Source organism: uncultured Marinobacter sp. (genome assembly GCF_947259545.1).
Lineage (GTDB): Bacteria > Pseudomonadota > Gammaproteobacteria > Pseudomonadales > Oleiphilaceae > Marinobacter.
Genome location: NZ_CAMYMK010000002.1, coordinates 1,079,811 through 1,098,247, shown reverse-complemented (window position 1 = coordinate 1,098,247; position 18,437 = coordinate 1,079,811). Strand labels below are relative to the sequence as shown.

Here is an 18,437-nt window from a genome sequence, read left to right as displayed (position 1 = left end):
ACACCCGATGAATCGACCGCACGATGTCACCCATATCGACCTTCCCGGTCTGATCCGACTTCAGGCCGATGCCCGGGCCCTGAAGCTGCCCGCTGCCCGCCCTGTGCGGAGTAAACAGGCGGGACTGCAGCGGTCACCCAGGCGGGGCAGAGGCATGGCGTTTGCCGAGGTCCGGCAATACCAACCCGGCGACGATATTCGCAGTATCGACTGGCGGGTCACCGCGCGGCGTCAGTCCCCTCACACCAAGCTCTACGAGGAAGAGCGTGAACGTCCGGTCCTGCTGTTGTGCGATCTGGGCCCAAGCCTGTTCTTTGCCAGCACCGGCGCCTACAAGCAGGTGCGTTGCGCCCAGCTTGCCGGCATCCTCTCGTGGCTGGCGCTCTGGTCAGGTGACCAGGTGGGCGGCATCGTGTTCAATGGCCGGGAACTGACCGTACTGCGCCCAGCCCGACGCAAGAAATCAGTGCTGCAATTACTCGACACCCTGGCGAAACAGCAGAAAACGCCTGAAGCGGCCAGTCCCCGGGATCTTCAAGTTTCTTCGTTGACCGCCAATCTCGATACTGCTCTGCGGGAAGCCCGGCGGGTAGCCCATACCGGCAGTCGAATTTTCGTGCTCAGCGATTTTCTCTCCATCAGCCGGGAAACCTCGCAGCTGCTCGGCGCCCTTGCCAGACACAATTCCGTCAGCGCGCTGCGGATTGCAGATCCTCTGGAACTCCATTTACCGGAAAGCGGGCGTTTTGCCGTCGCCGGTGAGGATGGCCCGGTGTGGTTCGATGCCGGCAACCCGCAATTCCAGCAAGCCTGGCATGAAAAAGTGCAACGCCACGAAGCAGAACTGGCGGATTGCTTTCGTACCTCGGGTATTGTCCCTGCCACGGTGATGACAAATGACGAGCCTGCAGTTGTTCTCCAGTCCCAGCTGGGGCCACGGGGGCGAATCGGATGATGGAACAGGACCCGCTAAGCCAACTCAGGGACATTCACTTACCCCAAACTGGCGGCTTCTGGCCCCCGGCGCCGGGGTGGTGGATTCTCTTTGCACTATTTGTCGCGCTGTTGGTCGCTATTGCTCTGTTCATCCATCGCAAACGGAGGAAAAACCGCTGGCTGAGAATCGCTCGCAGGGAGTTGAATCAGCTGGCTCGGCGTGCCTCGCCGGAACCACCATGGTTTGCTCGGCTTAACACCTTGCTCAAACAATGCGCCCGGGAACGCTACCCGGAGGAACGCCCCGAGGCGATGACCGGCTCCAAATGGGCGGACTTCCTGCTGAAAACCAGCCCGGATGAGCGGGAGGCGTCTCGTCCCATTGTGGAGGCCATGATTAACAGTAGCTGGCAACCGGAAGCGAGAGTCAGACCTGAACAGGCGCTGACGTTTGCCCGCTCCTGGCTGGAGGGGCAAAAATGCTGAGCCTCGCTTACCCCTGGGTCCTGATACTGGTCCTTGTACCGCTGCTAGTAAGGCTCGGGCGACGTACCGGACAGTCGGTTGAGGCGCCGGTTCTTCCCGTTGGCCACTGGTTGTCCGACCTTCCCGGAGTCAGCCGAAGCGGTAACCGCCTGCCCTGGTGGCAGCTGGCATTACTGATGGTCATGTGGGTGTTGCTGGTCATTTCAGCCGCCAGACCCCAGCACGTAGGCGATCCCGTCCAGCTACCTGTCAGCGGCCGGGACCTGCTGCTGGCAGTGGATATCTCCCCCAGCATGGATGAGCAGGACATGATCATCCAGGGGCGTGGCATCAATCGCCTGCAGGCTGTCAAGCGGGTGGTGGACGACTTTATCCAGCGGCGCGAAGGCGACCGTCTGGGGCTTTTACTCTTTGGTACTGAGCCTTATATCCAGGCCCCTCTGACCTTTGATCTGGCAACCGTGAGAACCTTGCTGCACGAATCCGGTATCGGCATGGCCGGCCGCGCCACCGCCATCGGTGATGCCATCGGGCTGGCTGTTAAACGCCTGAGAGACCGTCCCCAGGAACAGCGCGTGGTCATCCTGTTAACCGATGGCGCCAATACCGCAGGTGAAATTACCCCGGACAAGGCCACCGAAATTGCCAAGGCCACCGGTGTGCGCATCTATACCATCGGCATCGGCGCAGAATCGATGCTCCAGCGTGGTTTGCTGGGCTCCCGGCAGGTAAACCCCTCCCGGGATCTCGACGAAGCCCTGCTACAGCGGATGGCAGAGGAGACCGGAGGCAAATACTTTCGCGCCCGTAGCCTGCCTGAACTGGAACTGATCTACGAAAACATTGATCAACTGGAACCCATTGAACTCGAGGGCAAACACTACCGTCCTGTTACCGATCTGTATGTGTGGCCAGCCGCTGTGGCAGTCCTGTTGTGGCTGTTGCTGCAACTGTTCAAGCTGTTGAATGCCACAGGCAATGAACGGAGGAACGACCATGGGTGACTTTCATTTCCTGCGCCCGTTGTGGCTGTTCCTGCTTCTTGCCATCCCGATCATGCCCCTGCTCTACCGCAAGGCACGTCACAACGACAGCGGCTGGGCCCGTATCATTCCGGAGCCCTTGCTGCGCCCTGTCATCAGCCGGTTTGGCCAATCGGGTACCCAGCCCCGTTCACCCTTATTGCCAGCGACCATGGCAGTACTGCTTCTCTCAATTGCGCTGGCCGGTCCAGCCTGGCGTCAGGCACCGACGCCACTGCAACAGCAGAATGACAGCCTGGTGATCATTCTGGACCTGTCGCTGTCCATGCTGGCAACCGATGTGGAGCCGGACCGCCTGACCCTGGCGAAGCGCAAGATTCGCGATATCCTCAGGCAGCGGGAAGGCAGCCTGACAGGCCTGGTGGTCTATGCCGCCGACGCCCATTCAGTCAGCCCCCTGACCGATGACCGTAATACCATTACCGGTATGCTGGAGGTGTTGGATCCGGTGATTATGCCGGCGACAGGCAATCGTGCCGACCTTGGGGTCGGCCAGGGCCTTGAACTGCTGAAACAGGGAGCCCCCGGCAAGGGCCGGTTGCTGCTGATCACCGATGATGTCAGCGATCGCTATCAGGATGCTATAACCCGCCAACTACAGGACAGCCGGTATGCTCTGAATACCCTGGTCGTCGGTACCCCGGAAGGTGGGCCAATTCCGTTACCGAAACAGGGATTCATCCGCGACAACGGTAAAATTGTCATGGCTAAAGCGAGCCCCTCGGCCCTGCAACAGCTGGCCCAAAGCAATGGCGGTAGAAGCCAGCATCTGACCATCGACGATACCGATATAAACAACCTCGGGCTTCTGGCCGAAGACGCTGAAGACTGGCAGGAAAGCGAACGGGACCTGACGGTGGAGCGTTGGCAGGACGATGGCTACTGGCTACTCTGGCTCGCATTACCCCTGGTTCTTATTGGCTGGCGCCGGGGCGCACTGGCGCTGGCCTTGCTGACACTGCTGCCGCTCACACCGCGACCGGCCATGGCGCTGGAGTGGTCCGAACTCTGGCTACGGGAGGACCAACGGGCACCTGAAATGATCGCCAGGGATGCTGAAACAGCGTCCAGGAAACTCCAGCATCCACAATGGCGAGGCAGCGCCCAGTACCGTGCCGGCGACTATGATGCAGCTGTGGATTCCTTTGCCACGAGTGATAGCCCCCGCGCCCACTACAACCGGGGCAATGCGCTGGCCAGGGCGGGTAAACTGAAAAAAGCGATCGAAGCTTACGATCAGGCCCTGGCGGCTCAACCGGACATGGAGGATGCCCAATTTAACCGCGACATCGTTCAGCAATTGCTGGAACAACAGCAGCAAAACGATTCCGGGGAAGGCAACGATTCTGACCAGCAAAACAGTGAACAACAGGACCAACAGCAACAACAGGAGTCCAATGGCGGCTCCGGCGAACAAAGCGAGGACAATCCGCAGAGCAAGCCATCCGGAGATCAGCAAGACAACCAGGAACGCCAGCAAGGCGACCAGAGCGGCGATCAGGACCAGAAGCCGTCGACACAACAAGACCAGCAACAACAGGGACGCAACCAGACCGACGGCTCAGACGAGAATGCCGAACAGAACCGGGAGGCACCGGCCGACATTTCGGAACAGCCCCTCACCCAGGGTCAGGAGCAGTGGCTGAGACGAATCCCGGATGACCCCGGTGGCCTGTTAAGACGGAAGTTCCTGCAGCAGTACCAGCAACGAGATACACAACCCGATGAGGGCGACACCCCATGGTAAAGCGGCTCAGCATTCCCTTTATTCTGATCACCATGTTCGTCACCCTGGCGTGGCCAGCACACGCCGAAAGCGAGTTGACGGTCGAGCCAGACCGTACCAGCCTCTACGAGGGTGAGGTGCTGACACTGACCGTCAGGGGCAGCATGCAGATCGACATCAACCTCGGCAACCTGTTTGACCTGGATATCTCCAACCTGCCATCTCCTGATACCAGCAAACTCGAGGATGATTTCGAGATCGTTGGTCGTAACCAGCGTTACAGTATCCGTACCGTCAACAGCGAAATGGTGGGTGAAATCACCTGGACATACCAGTTGGCCCCCAAAAAAACCGGTAAGCTGACCATCCCCCCGTTGACCTTCCAGAACGCCAGCTCCGAACCGGTCCAGATAAACGTGATGGCGGGTACCTCACCGGATCAGGAGCAGGCATCCCGGGACAGCTTTATCGAGCTGTCCACCGACAAGGACGAGGTCTATGTCCAGGAGCAGCTGGTTCTGACCATCAGGCTGTTCTTCAACGGCAACCTGATTCGCGGGGAGTTATCGGAACCTGAACATCCCAACGCCATCATCGAAACCCTTGGCAAACAGAGGGAATACAGCCGTTACCGCAACGGTGTTCGTTTCCGGGTGGTGGAGCGGCGCTACGCCATTTACCCCCAGAAACCCGGAGAATTCAGCCTCAATACCATTGTCTTCGAGGGTCGTGCCCGGACGCCGGAAGGACAGTTGAAGTTCCTCCGCGACAGCGAAAAACTGTTTGATATCCCGGTCAAGGACGTTCCTGCCAGCTTTAGCGGTGATACCTGGCTACCCGCCGGCGACCTGGAGCTGTCCGAGTCCGGACTGCCTGACAGTCAGAGCCTTTCTACGGGTCAGAACCTGACCCGAACCCTGGCACTGAACGCTCAGGGACTACCGGCGGAAGCTCTGCCACCGTTTCCTGAACAGGCTGTTCCCGGTATTCGCACCTACCCTGAGCAACCCGAACGTTCAGCCAGCAGCGACCGGGAGGGAATCACATCGACACTCACGCAGACTACAGCCCTGGTTCCTGTCGAGCCCGGCAATCTGTTGCTACCGGAAATCCGGATTCCCTGGTGGGACACCAAGGCGGATGAAGAACAGGTCGCCGTGATACCGGCGAGAACCTTGTCCGTAAGTCCATCGCCAGACCTGACGACCTCCTCGGGACAAACCACCAGTGCTGCGGAGAAAGACATGGACGCAGCAGCCCAGGTCGAAACAGAAAGGAATACCGTACAGGCATCAACCTCCTGGTTCTGGCCGATGGTGAGCCTGATACTGGCTCTTGGTTGGCTGGCGACGGTCGCTGCCTGGTGGTTCAGCAGGAAACGCCAGGCTCAACCCACTGAACAGCACACTCCGGATAACGGCGAAAAGGAGCTGTTCCGGGAGCTCTGTCAGGCTGCAGAGAAAGGCAATCCGCGTACCCTGGCGCTATTACCCAGATGGGCCACACGATTTTTCCACGGCCAGCATTTCGACAGCGTTGCTGACGTCTGCCGATATGCTGCGGATGAGTCGTTGAACTGTGAGCTGGAGGCACTACAGAGCCGGCTATTTGGCAGGCATGACCATACCGCCGACTGGGATGGCAGCACGCTGGTCGCAGCCCTGAAAGCGCTGAGGGGGAAGCAAGCCCGTCCCAAAGCGCAGGAGGGATTGCCTCCTCTTTACCCCGAAGGGCTGGCCAGCCAGTGATAGGAAAGGCCCCAACAGGGGCCTTTTTCAGTTACGCAACTGGTGATCAATGACCAGGGTGGCCGCCACGCCCTGATCGTCACTTACGGCCACCGGGTTATTCAGTTCTCCCTGCCAGTCGCCTGCCTGGGCCATGGCGTTACCGGAGCGGGACAACCGCGCCACCAGTAACACTTCCGAAGCGTCAGACAAGCGGTTGTCCGGTGACATGGCGTTACGGTCATCCAGCCGTATTTCCGCAGGCAAATCGCCGGCGCTCAACCGCGCAACCGCCAGGGGCGCGGAGCCCTGACTTCCTGCTCTACGGGCAAACACAAACAGGGTTGTATCCCCGGGCACTTCATCCGCAAACGCCTCCGACAATTCAACCCGTACTGTTACCCCAGGGCCGGATACAGCCGCTGTCGCACTCGCCGGCACTTCCTGACCGAGACGCTGATAAGCTTCGCTGATGCCCTGACGAATGGAACCAAGCTGCGGGTGGTCCGGGGCTGCCTCAACAATACGCTCCCAATAGCCTATCGCGTCTTCATAGTTACCCTGGCTGAATGAGGATATGCCCAACAGGCCCAGGGCGTTCACTTCGTCAGGGTTCAGTGCCCGCGCTTTCTCAATGGCACGTGTTACCCCGGCATTCAGGGCTCCCTGACTGTTAAAAAACAGGGCCTGTGCAGACAGCCCCCACGCCGTTGCTTCGGCCCGATCATCATCCTTGACCTGTTCCGCCAGCCGTTCAAATGCCCAGGCCGCGTCTTGGTAGCGTTCCAGGCGCATATAACTGCGCCCCAGCATGGCCCATCCGTCGGCATTGTCCGGATTGGCTTCCAGGCGCTCCCGTAACTGGGCTGTCAGTTGGTTCATTTGCTGGACCCGGTCTCCGTCCGAGGCAATCATTTCCTGCATCGCCAGATATTGTTCCAGGTCATCCATCGCTCCCCACTGCTGATACAGGAAGACTGCGGCGGCTGGAATCACGGCAATACTGACAATGGCAATCGCTATGGAACTTTTGCGCCCCCGCGCCCTGGTGGCGGGTTTGCCCTCCTGCTGAGCAGCATCGGGCACATCGTCAAGCATACTGCCCGCCAGCTCTTCCCTGAGCTGCTGGTAATTATCCCGATCCAGGATGCCGGCCTGGTATTCGTTCTCCAGCTCTGCCATCCGGGACCGATAAGCCATCAGGTTCTGGTTTCTCAGGTCGGTCTGCTGCCTCTTTTCCGCCCGATGGGAAAACAATGGCCAGACGATGAACGCCAGGGCCAGGATGATAAGAGCGGCGGCGATAATCCAAAAAGTGTCAGTCATAAGAAGATCGTGGTGTTTCCATGGGGAGTCGGAGAGTCAGTTCCGGAGAGTCTATTCCCGGTCTTTGTCAGAAAGCAGCCTGTCGGCCCGGGCCTGCTCTTCAGCGGTCAGGACCGTCTTCTGGCCATTGCGGCGACGGGAGCGGATCACAATGCCGGCAACGGCCAGCAGACCAACTCCCACCGCAATGGCTGGCGTTGCCCACAGCAGTATGGTGCGGCGATCAACCTCAGGCTTGTATCGGACAAACTCGCCAAAGCGATCGACCAGGGCACCGACAATGTCTTCATTGGAGGCACCATCCTGCATCATCCGGTACACCCGGTCGCGCATATCCTTTGCGATGGGGGCGTTGGAGTCCGCAATATTCTGGTTCTGGCATTTCGGACACCGCAGCTCTGATGTGAGATCCCGATACCGCTGCTCTTCCTGGAGTGAGTCAAAGCCTTGAACATTGGCTTCATCAGCGCCCGCCTGCAAAGGCAGCAGCATCGAGAGCAGTATCAGGGCAACCAGCCGCCTCATGACGCATCCTCCCGGTACTGGTTTACCAGAGGCTCCAGGTCCTCTTTCCAGACCTTCTCATTCACGACACCCACATGCCGATAACGAACCACGCCGTTTGCGTCGATAACATAGGTTTCCGGAGCACCGTATACCCCCAGGTCAAAGCCCAGGGTGCCTCTGGGGTCATAAATCGTCAGCTCGTAAGGATCACCAAGACGGTCCAGCCATACCAGCGCCTCTTCGCGATTGTCCTTATAGTTCAAACCGATGATGCGGACACCCTGCTCCTGAGCCAGCCAGAGCAGGGCATCGTGCTCATCCCGGCAGGCCGGGCACCAGGTACCCCAGACATTAAGCAGCGAAACCTGCCCCCGGAATACTCCGGCATCCAGCTGCTTCCCGGGCTTGTCCAGGTCCTCCAGAGTGAACGCCGGGACCTGCTTGCCGATCAGGGCTGATTCCAGCCGGGTCGGGTCCTTCCCGATCCCCGCAAACAGCACGATACCAAGAACAACAACCAGAACTAACGGAGCAAACAGAAAGACACGCTTCATGACATCGCCTCTGCTACATCGCCACGACGGCCCGGTTCTGCACCCTGCCTGTCAGATGCCCGCTCACGAATACGGTAACGGCGATCAGCAATGGCGAGGAAACCACCGGCAGCCATAAACAATGCTCCCAGCCACAACCAGCGCACGAGCGGCTTGTACTGAATGCGGATGGCCCAGGCGTCATCAGTGATACGTTCGCCAATCGCAACAAAGACATCCCGGAACAATCCTGCATCTATGGCGGCTTCGGTCATGACGTTGCGCTGAACCAGGTACTGACGCTTCTCAGGGTGCAGTGTTGCCACATATTGACCATCAAGAGAGAGGTCAAACGAACCGTACTGCGCCGTAAAGTTCTGACCACGACGCTCACCAATGTCCGTGAACAGAACCTGATAATCCCCAACGACCGCGGTATCTCCCGGAACCATTCTCACGTCCCGTTCAATACCGTAATTCGAGGCCACGGTGGCACCGGCCATCGTAATGGCCAGGCCGAGGTGCCCAAGCACCATGCCGTAATAGCTGCGTGACTGACGCTTCAGGCCCTGCAATCGCCCCTTTCTGGATGACGACTTGTCCCACAGGTCCCAGAACGTGGCGACCGTCACCCAAATGGCGACAAAACAGCCAGCAAACGCCCAGGGCTTGAATTCGCCGTAGGTCACCATCACCGCCGCTGTAGCCACAACACTGATAGCCAGTGGCCACAGCAACTTGCGCCCGAGCCAGCCGCCATCGGTTTTCTTCCAGCGCGAAAAAATCCCGGCACCCAACAACAAACCGGCAGCCAGGGCCAGCGGACTGAAGGTCAGATTAAAGAACGGCTCACCAATGGACAGACGCCCCATATCCAGGTAATCCAGCACCAGCGGGTACAGCGTACCCACCATCACCAGCAACGTTGCGGCCACCAGCAACACATTGTTGAGAAGCAGGAAGATCTCACGGGACAGGGAACCATAACGGGCCCGCACGTGCACTACGGGTGCACGGAAGGCGTACAGGGCCAGGCTGGAAACAATGGTGATACCCAAAAGCGCCAGCAGAAAGGTGCCCCGCTCAGGATCAGAAGCAAAGGCGTGGACCGATGTCAGAACGCCTGAGCGCACCAGGAAGGTACCCAGCAGGCTGAGGGAAAACGTGACAATAGCCAGCAATACCGTCCAGCTCTTGAATACACCCCGCTTCTCAGTGACCGCCAGGGAATGCATCAGCGCCGTGCCGGACAACCAGGGTAGCAGAGACGCATTCTCTACCGGGTCCCAGAACCACCAGCCGCCCCAGCCAAGTTCGTAATAGGCCCACCAGCTCCCCAAGGCAATACCCAGCGACAGGAATGCCCAGGCAACGGTGGTCCACGGACGGGACCAGCGCGCCCATGCCGCATCCAGGCGGCCGTTGATCAGCGCGGCGATAGCAAAAGCGAACGCCACCGAGAACCCCACGTACCCCATGTACAGCATGGGCGGGTGAATGATCAGACCAAAATCCTGCAACAACGGGTTCAGGTCCGCCCCGTCCGCCGGTACGTTTGGCAGCATACGATCAAACGGATTCGAGGTCATGATGATAAACAGCAGGAACCCCACGCAGACGATTCCCATGACCGACAGTACCTGGGCGATCATCACCGACGGCAGGCGACGGCTGAAAATCGCAACTGCCAGCGTCCAACCCGCCAGCATCAGGATCCACAGCAGCAATGATCCCTCGTGGCCACCCCAGACCGCGCTGAACTTGTAGTACCAGGGCAGCATGCTGTTGCTGTTATTGGCGACGTACGCCACGGAGAAGTCATCGGTCACAAAGGCATGGGTGAGAATCCCGAACGCAATGGCGATGAACACGAACAGTCCGGCGGACAATGGGCGAGCATACGCCTGTAAGGTATCACGACCGGTTACCGAGCCCACAAGCGGGACCACGGAAAGGAGCACTGCAAGTAGCAGCGCCAGTATCAGTGCAAACTGTCCGAGTTCCGGATACATCAGACCTCTCCAAACTTCAAAAATGTGTCGTTACGTCAGTACGCCGATTCAGAGCCGCTGCTATCACCGGCTTTGTGTACTCCGGCGGATGCCTTCTCAAGGGCCTCGGCCACTTCCGGCGGCATGTAATTCTCATCGTGCTTGGCCAATACCTGGTCTGCCACGAAGCGCCCATTCCCATTCAGCCGACCCATGGCCACCACGCCCTGCCCTTCCGCAAACAGGTCCGGCAGAATGCCGGTGTACTCAACCAGCACCGACGAGTTGAAGTCGGTCACCCTGAACTCGACCTTCAGACTTTCCGGGTCCCGCTGCACGGAACCTTCTTCTACCATGCCACCGGCCCGTATTCTCACATCCTGCGGAGCATCACCGGCTGCAATCTGGCTGGGGTCGTAAAACAGGTTAATATTCTGGCGCAGCGCATAGGTGGTCAGCCCAACAGCAATGGCAATCCCTGCCAGCAAAAAGAGCACTATGGTCAGTCGTTTTTTTCGGGTCGGGTGCATCGTTATCCTGCCATTCAGTCTTGAGAAACTTTCACACGGGTAAAGCTGGCGGCCTGCGCATTCCGGCTCGCAGCCATGCCACTGTCGGCGCTCCGGGTCAGTTCCCTGCGCTGCGCGGCGATCACCTGGCGACGCTGGCGAAGGGACCAGTACACCAGACCGCCCAGAAAGAGGACGAACACCCCATAACAGGTCCAGACATAGGGGCCATGCCCCTCCATGGCAATAAATGCGGCCAGTGAATCAAATGCCATGTCGTCAGCTCCTACCTGCCAGCACCAGCTCTTTTACCCAGCGGGTGCGGCGTTCACGAATCAGTATTTCCGTCTGCATGCGCAGGCATGCGAACCAGCCAAAAATCAGGTAAAGCCCCAACACCGACAACAATAAAGGCACCCACATTTCCGCAGGCATCGAGGGCTTTTCCGTGAGCTTGAAGGTGGCGGGCTGGTGCAGTGTATTCCACCATTCCACGGAGTACTTGATAATGGGTATATTCACCACCCCAACCAGCACCAGCACGGCCACGGCCCGCGCCGAGGATTTCTCGTCGGAAATCGCCGCACCAAGGGCAATAACACCAAAATACAGGAACAGCAGAATCAGCATGGACGTCAGCCGGGCGTCCCAGATCCACCAGGTTCCCCAGGTGGGCTTGCCCCACACCGCACCGGTAAACAGGGCCAGGAAGGTTAGCACCGCGCCCACCGGGGCCACGGATTTAACGAAGACATCCGCCAGTTTCATGCGCCAGACCAGGGTAACCACCGCTGCCACCGCCATCATGATATACACGGACTGGGCCAGGAACGCCGACGGCACGTGGATGAAGATAATCCGGTAACTATTGCCCTGGAGGTAGTCCTGAGGGGCAAACGCCAGCCCCCAGATAAGGCCGGCAAATAGCAGAGCTGCACCGCCCCACAACAGCCAGGGCATCAGCCGGTTGGCTATGCCGAAGAACCATTTCGGCGACCCCAGCTTATGAAAGAATTGCCACATCAGGATGCTACCTTTTACCTTTGCTTTTCATGTTGTTAAGCGTTTGACAGACTGATACGCAATGCCGCCGCTGACGCAAACGGTGCCAGCGTCACCGCCAGCACCAGAAATGCGCCCATTAACGCTACATACCCACCGACAGGGGCACCGTCCCCCGCAGCCGCCACGGTGCCGGTGCCAAAAATCAGCACGGGAATGTACAGCGGAATGATCAACAGCGACAACAGCACACCCGCCGATCTCAACCCGAGGGTCAACGCTGCACCAATGGCTCCGATCAAACTGAGCACCGGCGTTCCAATCAGCAGCGTTAGACACAAAACCCCAATAGAGTTCCCGTCCAGGTGCACCATTATGCCCAAAACCGGTGCCAGCAGAACCAGGGGCAACCCTGTCAGCACCCAGTGGGCCGCTACTTTCGCCAGCACCAGCAGGAACAGCGGCTGGGGCTGAAGCACCAATTGCTCCAGGGTGCCGTCGTCGTAGTCGTGACGAAACAGGTGGTCCAGGGACAACAACACAGACAGTAACGCCGCTACCCACAGGATACCGCTACCCGCCTGCTGCAGAAATGACACTTCCGGACTAACACCGAGGGGGAACAGAGTCACCACCATGATAAAAAACAGCAGCGGGTTGAGCAGATCCTGCCGCTGCCGGAACGCGGCTTTAAGATCCCTCAGGAAAACCGCTTTCATCGCACGAACACTGCCGACGGCTTCGGTGACAGGACGCCACCCGGCCCGGGTATCAGAAGTCATCGCCGGCTCCCAGGGTAATGCGCTGCATTGATGGTAACTGCAGATCGTGGTGTGTCGTCACCACGATCGCTCCGCCATCCCGGGCCCTCTGAACCAACAGAGTCTCCAACGCTGCCACACCATCAATGTCGATCGCGGTGAACACTTCATCGAGAATCCACAACGGCTCATCAGCGATCAGCAATCGCGCCAACGCCACCCGACGTTGTTGGCCCGCAGAAAGACGGCGACAGGGCACATCCTCGAATCCGGCCAGCCCCGTGCCGGCCAATGCCTGCCCCAGCAGGTCATCGCTCACCGTCTTCCTGCCAGCCATCAGGGCGCGCAGATTCTCCATCGGCGTCAGCAGGGGTTTGATCCCGGGTCGATGACCGATATACAGCATATTGCGCACGAATTCTTCACGCTGGTATGAGCGGGGTTGCCCAAACCACAAAAGGTCGCCGGACCAGGCATCGTTCAGGCCAGCCAGGATCCTGAGCAGCGTTGTCTTGCCGGAGCCATTGGGCCCCTCGACACGGGTCAGAGTACCGGGCAGTATGGAGAAAGAGAGATCCCGGAACAGCATCCGGTCGTCGCGCTCACACTGCAGATTGACAGCCTGTAGTAACGGCTCAGACATCAGGGCCCCAGATCTGGAACAACGCGGGGTCACACCGGCGTTGTGGACATTCAACTCTGCCCCCATCAGATCGATAGAATTAACGGGGGTTCAGACATTTCAGACAGGCAATAGTTACCAGCGCGGCGTATTATAACGAAACCGTGTCATGATTACTCTTGCCGAGAATCAAATCAGCGCCGATGAAATTACCAAACGGTAACCCGACACCACCGCCCTCCGGCGAGCAAACCAGACGGCCCGCAAGCGGGGCCGCCAGGGACCCGCAATTGCAGGCTTCTACCGCCGTCTCGGCGCGCCAGCAACTGGACCAGTTACAGCTCGCCAACCGGGAAACGGCCCTGGCCCGCGTAGCGGAGGTAGTGAACCGGCAACAGGTGGCCGGGCAGCAATTAATTCTGGAAGTACGGGGGCGCAGCCTCACCGTTCAGGCTGCCATAGGAGACACCGCCCTGGAGACCGGGGACTGGGTCAAGGTCATGCGCGCCGGCAATGAGCTGCAACTGATGGGCAAACTGGCCCCCGCCCAGGAAGCCGGCATTGCCCGGGCACTTGCCCAGCGGCTGCCATGGCAACAAAGCATCGATGGTGGCCTGGCACGCGTTCTCTCCGGCCTGAGCCAGGGTGTCCGACCAGAACCAACCGGAACGGCATTACCATCCACGCAGCAGTCTCAGCCATTAGCTCCATCGGTGCGCCAGGCAATCGAGCAGTTGGTTAATCGACTGCCAGGCAGCACCAGCCTTGCCGCCCCGGGCGGCGCGACAGAGGCAGGTCAACAGATCCGGCAGTGGATTGCTGAAAGCGGTTTGTTCGCCGAAGCGCGGCTCGCCCAGAGCCGGGAACCGGCACTACCCGACCTGAAGCTGGCTCTCGGGCGCATCATAACAGCCCTGTTGAAGGAGCAGAGCGCAGGCCCGGAGCAATTCAACCGCCTGACCCCGTTGGCTACGCCGGAGTTGGTTCAGGCCCCCCTGCAGTTTCCCAACATACTATCGCCCCCGGCACCACAGACCTCTGCGGAACCTCCTACCGTGGGCCAGATGCTGCGGCTGCTGGCCGGAATGCTGAACCGGATTACCGTCAATCAGCTTCACAGTCAGGTGCTGTCGACTCGCACCACGGCAGAGACCCCGGCGCCGGTCTCTACCCTGCTTCTGGAGTTGCCGTGGGTGACGCCCCAGAACGAACCCAGGATTGCCCAGCTACGCATCGAACACGAGAACCCCGAAGGCGAACCTGCCGGCAAACAACGGGCCGCGGGTGTCGCTGAGTGGCGGCTCTCGCTGGCGATGGATCTGGATGACGCCGGCCCGGTGCACTTTGACGTGGCCTTGCGACAGGAACAGGTGTCCGCCCGAGTCTGGGCGGAAAAGCAAAGCACTCTCAGGCAGGTCCAACAGGAACTACCAACGCTGCGTCAGAGCCTGTCTGAGCTGGGGCTTGAGGTTACAGATCTGGACTGCCGTCGTGGCAGCCCCCAGGGCTCAACCACACGACTGGAACATCGACTGGTGGATACCAAGGCATGAAACAGGACGATCAGCATTCACCCCCTGCCGCCGTGGCATTGAAATATGACGGCAAAACCGCTCCCACCATCGCGGCAACGGGCACCCATGAGCTGGCCGAAGAAATCATTCGTATTGCCAGGGAGCATAATGTTCCGCTCTACGAGAACCCGGAGCTGGCCAGCATATTGGCAAGACTGGAGCTGAACGAGGAAATTCCGGAAACGCTCTATCAGATCATTGCAGAAATTCTCGCCTTCGCCTTCAACCTGCAAGGCAAAACCCCCGAAGACGCCGGAAAACCAGGCACGAGAGGTCAGCACCCCCCTTACTCCTGAATCAGGGACCGAAGCGACCAGGCCTCCCGCCAGTTTTCCCCTTCTCGCGGTGACACAGCGGTCTCAAAGTAATGGCGCAGGCGCCGTCGGTCGTCCGGCTGATCCTTGAGTGCTGAACCGACAATATGGTGCATCAGGTGTTCCATCGTTATGGTGCCACCACCGAAGTACCAGGCATTCAGGCTGGCCGCATGAGCGACCGAGACCGCCTCCGCCGTCGAAAGGGCTGAGCCGGCAAGGCGATCAGTGCTGCGCCCGTCCACCGATTGCCCATTGCGCAGCTCATGGAACATGGTCACCAGAACCTCGATGACCCGCTTGTCCACTTCAACCGTGATACCGGCCTTGAGGTTGTGTTTCTGAACTTCCCGCAGCACCACCTCCATTTCGTCCTCAACACGACGGATAGGCCGGATCTCTTCAAAGTCCATACGCCTTTTCAAAGCCGCACTCATCACGTGGACACCCTCGTCAACGCTGTTTGAGGTGGCCAGAACGTTAAAGCCCTCGCGGGCAAACACTACGCCCTCGTCGCCGTCCAGTTCCGGGATAACCACCACCCGGTCCGACAGCACGGACAGCAAAGCATCCTGCAACCCCTGCGGACACCGGGCGATCTCCTCAAAGCGAACCAGCCGCCCCTCCATCATGCCGCGCAACAAGGGACTGGGCACCAGGGCTTTAATACAGGGACCTTCACTACGCAGGATGGCCTCATTCCAGCTGTACAGCAGCTGCCCCACCTGATTCACGGCGCCACCCTGCAATGTCAGCGTCGAGCTACCCGAAGCCGCCGCAGCAATCAGCTCGGACAACCAGGATTTCGCCGTCCCCGGCTCTCCCACCAGGAGGCAGCCACGATCAGTGCACAATGAAACCACGATTCGTCGGACAATGGCCCGGTCGGCCACAAACTTACGCTCAATTCCCAGCGACTCGTCCCCAAGCACAAACGCTTCCACGGCTCGGGGGGACATACGCCAGCCTGGCGGCACGGGGCCACGATCCTGCTCGATCAACCGGTTCAGTTCATCGGCATAACTGACCTCGGCCGGATCCCGCTGGGCTCCGCGGGTCGATTGTGGACGTTCAGCCATCAGACGCTCCTCCTGCCGCCCCGGATTTCCGGAGCCATGCGTTCACGGGGCAAAATACGGGGCACTTCGGATAAGGGGATAATACCCTCGATAACATGATCCAGAGCACTGTCACGCATGGTAATCAACCCGGCATCCAGGGCCCGCCAGCGTAACTCGCCGATGGGGGGCTGGCTGGAAATGGCATTGCGGATATCCGCTTCTACCTCCATGTACTCAACCACGGCCACCCGGCCATGGGTGCCGCTGCCATTGCAATTGTCACAACCCTGCCCCGCATAACAACGGAAGTTCGCCGGCGCCCCCTCCGGAAACAGCTCCGCCAGAATGGTCGGATCCGGTTCTGCAGGCTGGCGGCAATGAGTGCAGATGCGCTTGGCCAGGCGCTGGGCGATCACCGCCATCAGCTCGCCCGCGATGGAATTCGGATGCACACCCAGATCGTAGAGCCGCTGCAGTGAGTCCACTGCGTCGTTACAGTGCAGGGTCGAAAGCACCACATGCCCCGTTTGTGAGGCCCGAATCGCCTCCAGTGCGGTCTCATGGTCACGAATCTCACCGACCAGAATCACATCCGGATCTTCCCTCACAAACGCCCGCATGGCGTCCGCAAAACCAAAACCGATCTCTGATCGCACCCGGGTTTGCTGGATATTATCTATGGCGTACTCAATGGGATCCTCAACGGTGATCACTTTGCGCCGGCCATCGTCGGCGAGGTTCTGCAAACCGGCATACAAGGTTGTGGATTTGCCCGACCCCGTTGGCCCAACCACCAGAAGCAGTCCCGCAGGGTTGTTCAGCAAACGCTGATAACGGGCGCCGATTACCTGAGATATTCCCAGGTCCGCGATAGACATCGCCCGCCCGGTCTGGGGCAGCAGGCGAATGATCGCATGCTCACCATGGAGAGACGGCTGGGTCTGGATTCGCAGGTCGTACTTCACCTTCCCGAGCTGTAAACGGGAGCGCCCCCCTTGTGGCAAACGATGCTCGGCGATATTGAGTTCAGCGCGCAGCTTAATGACGTTTATAACGCCCTTAATCTCCCGCGGTGATAATTGGTATTGCTGCAGTTCGTGAAGATCGCCGTCGACCCTCAACCGAATGCGGACCCGATCACCGTATTGCTCGATATGAATGTCACTGGCTCTCTCACTGACGGCATCCAGCAGAATGGCTTCGTAGACGGAGACCAGATAGGGACTGATAGAGTCGTCCCCTTTTCCCAGAACATCGTTCCGTGCACTGCCATCATTCGAGTGAGGCCCCGCTTCCGTAGAGGCGTGGTCCGCGACAAAGCGGCTCCCTTTGGCGGTCAGATCCAGAGACGACCAGAGACGACGGAAATCCGTCGGCGTCGCCAGCAGGCATTCGATCTCCTGGTCAGGACTCATGCGTTCGAGCTGGTCGGTACGGGCATCCGGGTCGTCAGTCACAAGAGTCAAAACCCCGTCGTGGGACGCAACAGGGATCAGTCGGGAAAGGTCCAGGAAAGTGCGGGAAAAGCGGCGGAACAGTTCCGGTTCGAGTTTTGGCAACAGCTGATCCGCATCAACCAGTGTCATCCCCCGTTGCTTCGCCAGAGACCGGTACAGTTCGGTCTCCTCCAGGTTCAGCTTTTGTCTCAGCACATCGAGGAGGCGCCGGTTCTCTGCGGCAGCTTCAATTTTCGCTGATGCCAGGGTCTTCTCATCCACCATCCCGAGATCAATGAGCACCTGCTCAGAGTTACGATTAAAATCGACCCAACCCAGTGTTCGCACACGTTCGAGCTTGCCCGCCGTGCGCACGAACATGGCCAGGCTTGGCACCGGGCCGGCACGGCCCTCCAGACAGATCAGGTGACCGCCCTCCACCAGATACTGCCCTGCACTGTCGCGGTTTACCGTGAACGTGGTGCAAACGATGGTGTCGCAGGGGGTGTCCAGCTCAAATCCGCCCTCCAGTGGCGATGCCATCACCTCAATGTTATGCAAACCCAGATGCTGAAAACGGTCTCTTGCAGCGTCCGCGACGGGCACATCCTTGTCCACGTAGACCACCTGATGGGCCAACTTCGCAAACACTGCTGTCAGATACCCGGAACCACCCCCAACATGCATGACCCGCTGATCGGGCTCTACTTCAGGCATGACCGCCAGGATGTGGCGAACGGTCTCTTCTCTGGGAATGGAATGGCCGGTAATGGAGTGAACAAGGTCGGCACCGGCTACAAATTCATGGCGGGGAACAGCAGCGAGGGCCTCTCGGGCCCTCTGGTAGACATATTTCATGCAACAGCATCCATAACATCACCGG

General features: G+C 59.3%; 18 protein-coding genes. 7 read left to right on the top strand and 11 right to left on the bottom strand.

Going from position 1 to position 18,437, the window contains the following annotated elements; translation table 11 throughout:
* The first annotated feature begins 7 nt into the window (after nucleotides 1-7).
* Genes Q0Y21_RS05185 through Q0Y21_RS05165 form a run of 5 tightly spaced genes read left to right on the top strand, consistent with a single transcriptional unit; the run spans nucleotide 8 to nucleotide 5,939 of the window.
* Complete coding sequence (locus Q0Y21_RS05185; protein ID WP_297792220.1) at nucleotides 8-955, top strand: DUF58 domain-containing protein; 948 nt, start codon at nucleotides 8-10, stop codon at nucleotides 953-955.
* Complete coding sequence (locus Q0Y21_RS05180) at nucleotides 952-1,422, top strand: DUF4381 domain-containing protein (protein ID WP_297792218.1); 471 nt, start codon at nucleotides 952-954, stop codon at nucleotides 1,420-1,422. The genes Q0Y21_RS05185 and Q0Y21_RS05180 overlap by 4 nt, the downstream gene beginning before the upstream one ends.
* The gene (locus Q0Y21_RS05175; RefSeq protein WP_297792216.1) at nucleotides 1,416-2,426 is read left to right on the top strand and encodes a VWA domain-containing protein; all 1,011 of its coding nucleotides are present in this window, start codon (nucleotides 1,416-1,418) and stop codon (nucleotides 2,424-2,426) included. The genes Q0Y21_RS05180 and Q0Y21_RS05175 overlap by 7 nt, the downstream gene beginning before the upstream one ends.
* Nucleotides 2,419-4,212, top strand: coding sequence for a VWA domain-containing protein (locus Q0Y21_RS05170; protein ID WP_297792214.1), 1,794 nt, complete (start codon nucleotides 2,419-2,421; stop codon nucleotides 4,210-4,212). The genes Q0Y21_RS05175 and Q0Y21_RS05170 overlap by 8 nt, the downstream gene beginning before the upstream one ends.
* Nucleotides 4,206-5,939: a BatD family protein gene (locus tag Q0Y21_RS05165; protein ID WP_297792213.1), complete on the top strand. Its 1,734-nt coding sequence runs from the start codon at nucleotides 4,206-4,208 to the stop codon at nucleotides 5,937-5,939. Before Q0Y21_RS05170 ends, Q0Y21_RS05165 begins: the two co-directional genes overlap by 7 nt.
* A 27-nt stretch (nucleotides 5,940-5,966) precedes the next feature.
* Here the strand turns inward: Q0Y21_RS05165 and ccmI are convergent, their stop codons facing one another.
* Genes ccmI through ccmA form a run of 9 tightly spaced genes read right to left on the bottom strand, consistent with a single transcriptional unit; the run spans nucleotide 5,967 to nucleotide 13,190 of the window.
* Nucleotides 5,967-7,244: a c-type cytochrome biogenesis protein CcmI gene (gene ccmI / locus Q0Y21_RS05160; RefSeq protein WP_297792212.1), complete on the bottom strand. Its 1,278-nt coding sequence runs from the start codon at nucleotides 7,242-7,244 to the stop codon at nucleotides 5,967-5,969.
* A gap of 51 nt (nucleotides 7,245-7,295) precedes the next feature.
* Nucleotides 7,296-7,769 carry a cytochrome c-type biogenesis protein gene (locus Q0Y21_RS05155; RefSeq protein WP_297792210.1) on the bottom strand — a complete coding sequence of 158 codons (474 nt, stop codon included), beginning with the start codon at nucleotides 7,767-7,769 and terminating at the stop codon, nucleotides 7,296-7,298.
* Complete coding sequence (locus Q0Y21_RS05150; protein ID WP_297792208.1) at nucleotides 7,766-8,305, bottom strand: DsbE family thiol:disulfide interchange protein; 540 nt, start codon at nucleotides 8,303-8,305, stop codon at nucleotides 7,766-7,768. Before Q0Y21_RS05150 ends, Q0Y21_RS05155 begins: the two co-directional genes overlap by 4 nt.
* Nucleotides 8,302-10,296: a heme lyase CcmF/NrfE family subunit gene (locus tag Q0Y21_RS05145; RefSeq protein WP_297792207.1), complete on the bottom strand. Its 1,995-nt coding sequence runs from the start codon at nucleotides 10,294-10,296 to the stop codon at nucleotides 8,302-8,304. The genes Q0Y21_RS05150 and Q0Y21_RS05145 overlap by 4 nt, the downstream gene beginning before the upstream one ends.
* 35 nt (nucleotides 10,297-10,331) lie before the next feature.
* Nucleotides 10,332-10,805, bottom strand: coding sequence for a cytochrome c maturation protein CcmE (gene ccmE, locus Q0Y21_RS05140; RefSeq protein ID WP_297792205.1), 474 nt, complete (start codon nucleotides 10,803-10,805; stop codon nucleotides 10,332-10,334).
* A gap of 14 nt (nucleotides 10,806-10,819) precedes the next feature.
* Nucleotides 10,820-11,059: a heme exporter protein CcmD gene (ccmD, locus tag Q0Y21_RS05135; protein WP_297792203.1), complete on the bottom strand. Its 240-nt coding sequence runs from the start codon at nucleotides 11,057-11,059 to the stop codon at nucleotides 10,820-10,822.
* A 4-nt stretch (nucleotides 11,060-11,063) separates the two neighbouring features.
* Nucleotides 11,064-11,807, bottom strand: a complete 744-nt coding sequence (gene ccmC, locus Q0Y21_RS05130; RefSeq protein WP_297792202.1) for a heme ABC transporter permease CcmC — start codon at nucleotides 11,805-11,807, stop codon at nucleotides 11,064-11,066.
* Between the two features lie 35 nt (nucleotides 11,808-11,842).
* Entirely contained in the window at nucleotides 11,843-12,568 is a 726-nt protein-coding gene (gene ccmB / locus Q0Y21_RS05125) for a heme exporter protein CcmB (protein WP_297792200.1), read from the bottom strand.
* Nucleotides 12,558-13,190 carry a cytochrome c biogenesis heme-transporting ATPase CcmA gene (ccmA, locus tag Q0Y21_RS05120; protein WP_297792198.1) on the bottom strand — a complete coding sequence of 211 codons (633 nt, stop codon included), beginning with the start codon at nucleotides 13,188-13,190 and terminating at the stop codon, nucleotides 12,558-12,560. Before ccmA ends, ccmB begins: the two co-directional genes overlap by 11 nt.
* Nucleotides 13,191-13,372: 182 nt before the next feature.
* On the opposite strand from ccmA, the gene Q0Y21_RS05115 reads away from it, so the two are divergent.
* Together Q0Y21_RS05115 and Q0Y21_RS05110 are read left to right on the top strand one after the other, a co-directional pair.
* Nucleotides 13,373-14,722, top strand: coding sequence for a flagellar hook-length control protein FliK (locus tag Q0Y21_RS05115; protein ID WP_297792196.1), 1,350 nt, complete (start codon nucleotides 13,373-13,375; stop codon nucleotides 14,720-14,722).
* Nucleotides 14,719-15,039, top strand: a complete 321-nt coding sequence (locus tag Q0Y21_RS05110) for an EscU/YscU/HrcU family type III secretion system export apparatus switch protein (protein ID WP_297792194.1) — start codon at nucleotides 14,719-14,721, stop codon at nucleotides 15,037-15,039. The genes Q0Y21_RS05115 and Q0Y21_RS05110 overlap by 4 nt, the downstream gene beginning before the upstream one ends.
* Here Q0Y21_RS05110 and Q0Y21_RS05105 read toward each other — a convergent pair.
* Together Q0Y21_RS05105 and Q0Y21_RS05100 are read right to left on the bottom strand one after the other, a co-directional pair.
* Nucleotides 15,030-16,136, bottom strand: coding sequence for an AAA family ATPase (locus Q0Y21_RS05105; RefSeq protein ID WP_297792192.1), 1,107 nt, complete (start codon nucleotides 16,134-16,136; stop codon nucleotides 15,030-15,032). The genes Q0Y21_RS05110 and Q0Y21_RS05105 overlap by 10 nt on opposite strands.
* Complete coding sequence (locus Q0Y21_RS05100; protein ID WP_297792190.1) at nucleotides 16,136-18,412, bottom strand: ATPase, T2SS/T4P/T4SS family; 2,277 nt, start codon at nucleotides 18,410-18,412, stop codon at nucleotides 16,136-16,138. Before Q0Y21_RS05100 ends, Q0Y21_RS05105 begins: the two co-directional genes overlap by 1 nt.
* Nucleotides 18,413-18,437 lie beyond the last annotated feature (25 nt).

What these genes read in the sequence shown, in the direction of transcription:
- Q0Y21_RS05110 (WP_297792194.1), top strand. Translation starts at nt 14,719, where the DNA reads ATGAAACAGGACGATCAGCATTCACCCCCTGCCGCCGTGGCATTGAAA.
- Q0Y21_RS05180 (WP_297792218.1), top strand. Translation starts at nt 952, where the DNA reads ATGATGGAACAGGACCCGCTAAGCCAACTCAGGGACATTCACTTACCC.
- Q0Y21_RS05100 (WP_297792190.1), bottom strand. Translation starts at nt 18,412, where the DNA reads ATGAAATATGTCTACCAGAGGGCCCGAGAGGCCCTCGCTGCTGTTCCC.
- ccmD (WP_297792203.1), bottom strand. Translation starts at nt 11,059, where the DNA reads ATGGCATTTGATTCACTGGCCGCATTTATTGCCATGGAGGGGCATGGC.
- Q0Y21_RS05155 (WP_297792210.1), bottom strand. Translation starts at nt 7,769, where the DNA reads ATGAGGCGGCTGGTTGCCCTGATACTGCTCTCGATGCTGCTGCCTTTG.
- Q0Y21_RS05105 (WP_297792192.1), bottom strand. Translation starts at nt 16,136, where the DNA reads ATGGCTGAACGTCCACAATCGACCCGCGGAGCCCAGCGGGATCCGGCC.
- Q0Y21_RS05185 (WP_297792220.1), top strand. Translation starts at nt 8, where the DNA reads ATGAATCGACCGCACGATGTCACCCATATCGACCTTCCCGGTCTGATC.
- ccmI (WP_297792212.1), bottom strand. Translation starts at nt 7,244, where the DNA reads ATGACTGACACTTTTTGGATTATCGCCGCCGCTCTTATCATCCTGGCC.
- ccmA (WP_297792198.1), bottom strand. Translation starts at nt 13,190, where the DNA reads ATGTCTGAGCCGTTACTACAGGCTGTCAATCTGCAGTGTGAGCGCGAC.
- ccmB (WP_297792200.1), bottom strand. Translation starts at nt 12,568, where the DNA reads ATGACTTCTGATACCCGGGCCGGGTGGCGTCCTGTCACCGAAGCCGTC.
- Q0Y21_RS05165 (WP_297792213.1), top strand. Translation starts at nt 4,206, where the DNA reads ATGGTAAAGCGGCTCAGCATTCCCTTTATTCTGATCACCATGTTCGTC.
- Q0Y21_RS05150 (WP_297792208.1), bottom strand. Translation starts at nt 8,305, where the DNA reads ATGAAGCGTGTCTTTCTGTTTGCTCCGTTAGTTCTGGTTGTTGTTCTT.
- Q0Y21_RS05115 (WP_297792196.1), top strand. Translation starts at nt 13,373, where the DNA reads ATGAAATTACCAAACGGTAACCCGACACCACCGCCCTCCGGCGAGCAA.
- Q0Y21_RS05145 (WP_297792207.1), bottom strand. Translation starts at nt 10,296, where the DNA reads ATGTATCCGGAACTCGGACAGTTTGCACTGATACTGGCGCTGCTACTT.
- ccmE (WP_297792205.1), bottom strand. Translation starts at nt 10,805, where the DNA reads ATGCACCCGACCCGAAAAAAACGACTGACCATAGTGCTCTTTTTGCTG.
- ccmC (WP_297792202.1), bottom strand. Translation starts at nt 11,807, where the DNA reads ATGTGGCAATTCTTTCATAAGCTGGGGTCGCCGAAATGGTTCTTCGGC.
- Q0Y21_RS05175 (WP_297792216.1), top strand. Translation starts at nt 1,416, where the DNA reads ATGCTGAGCCTCGCTTACCCCTGGGTCCTGATACTGGTCCTTGTACCG.
- Q0Y21_RS05170 (WP_297792214.1), top strand. Translation starts at nt 2,419, where the DNA reads ATGGGTGACTTTCATTTCCTGCGCCCGTTGTGGCTGTTCCTGCTTCTT.